This is a genomic window from Paenibacillus sp. BGI2013 (assembly GCF_002843485.1).
Taxonomy (GTDB): Bacteria; Bacillota; Bacilli; order Paenibacillales; family Paenibacillaceae; genus Paenibacillus; species Paenibacillus amylolyticus.
In genome coordinates this window covers 1-1,302 of sequence record NZ_PJFA01000033.1, presented here as the reverse complement: position 1 = coordinate 1,302, position 1,302 = coordinate 1, and the positions used below count along the sequence as shown (strand labels likewise).

Genomic DNA, 1,302 nt, shown 5'->3' with positions numbered 1-1,302 from the left:
GTGGTATTATCCCCTTTAAGTAGACACTTGAAAAAACCTTCATGTTATCATGAGGGTTCAAGTGACACTTGGAGGGGATATTTTTATGGCCAAAAAAGGACAAACATTTCACACGTATACCGAAGAATTTAAATTGAATGCGGTTAGATCCTATGTCGAAGGTTCTTCAAGTTACAAGGTGGTCGCTGATCGCGAAGGAATTCGAAACTGTTCACAACTGAAGGTGTGGGTAAAAAAATGGAAAAACGGGGAAGCATTCGATGAGCGAAAAAACAATGTTCCGAATCCACTGAAAGGACGGCCTCGTACTGCCTTTAGCAGTGTAGAAGAGGAACGGGACTACCTTCAAGCACAGGTAGATTATTTAAAAAAGCGGTATCCAAATCTAGTAAAGGAGAAGCACTAAGCCAACGGGAGAACTACGATATCATAGACGAATTGCGTTGCTCGCATGGCATTACACGCCTATTATCGATTACAGGAATACCCCGTTCCAGTTACTACAAATGGCGAGCAACACAGCCACAGCGAGACGCAAGACAAGACCGTGAGCGTGAGATCAAAGAGCACATGATGGCTATTCATTTTGCAAATCGAGAGTTTGGTTATCCTCGCATGACAACGGCGCTCTGGGAGTCTGGTCTGAACGTTAATCACAAGAAAGTATGGCGAATCATGCGGGAACTATCGATCCAATCGGTAATTCGCAAGAAGCGGAAGAAGTCCAGCTATACGCCATCTGTGATTTATCCGAATCGCCTAAAGCGCAAATTTCATGCCACAGCACCTCAGCAAAAAATGGTGACGGATATAACTTATATTTCGGATGGAAACACGTTTGTTTACCTGTCTGTGATTCAAGACTTGTTCAACAACGAAATTGTTGCTTGGCAATTATCTAAACGGAACGATGTTCAGCTCGTATTGGATACGGTGGAACAATGGACACAAAAAAGAGACGTTTCGGAAGCCGTGCTCCATTCGGATCAGGGCTTCCAATACACGTCTCAGGTGTACAACTCACGATTAGAAGCATTCGGCGTCAAAGGCAGCCACTCTCGCAAAGCAACCTGCCTGGATAACGCATGCATCGAATCTTTCTTTTCGCATCTCAAAACAGAGAAGCTGTACCTTATCCAGTGTAATTCAGAAGCCGAGATTCGACAAGCCGTGGAAGATTACGTGTACAATTACAACTACCGACGCTTTCAAGCCAAACTCAAACAGCGCGCACCGATTGAATATCGATGCGCGCTGGCAGCATAGCTTTTTTCATCTGTCTACTTGACAGGGGTATGACCA

The 1,302-nt window shown here is 44.5% G+C and carries 2 protein-coding genes; both read left to right on the top strand.

Features of this window, described 5'->3' with window-relative positions; genetic code table 11:
* Positions 1 to 85 precede the first annotated feature (85 nt).
* The gene (locus CXK86_RS31730; RefSeq protein WP_076319340.1) at positions 86 to 406 is read left to right on the top strand and encodes a transposase; all 321 of its coding nucleotides are present in this window, start codon (positions 86 to 88) and stop codon (positions 404 to 406) included.
* Between the two features lie 20 nt (positions 407 to 426).
* Entirely contained in the window at positions 427 to 1,266 is an 840-nt protein-coding gene (locus CXK86_RS31725) for an IS3 family transposase (RefSeq protein ID WP_306821969.1), read from the top strand.
* Positions 1,267 to 1,302 lie beyond the last annotated feature (36 nt).

Bases quoted from the DNA above. Each gene is read 5' to 3' on its own strand.
- CXK86_RS31730 (WP_076319340.1), top strand. From the start codon at position 86: ATGGCCAAAAAAGGACAAACATTTCACACGTATACCGAAGAATTTAAA.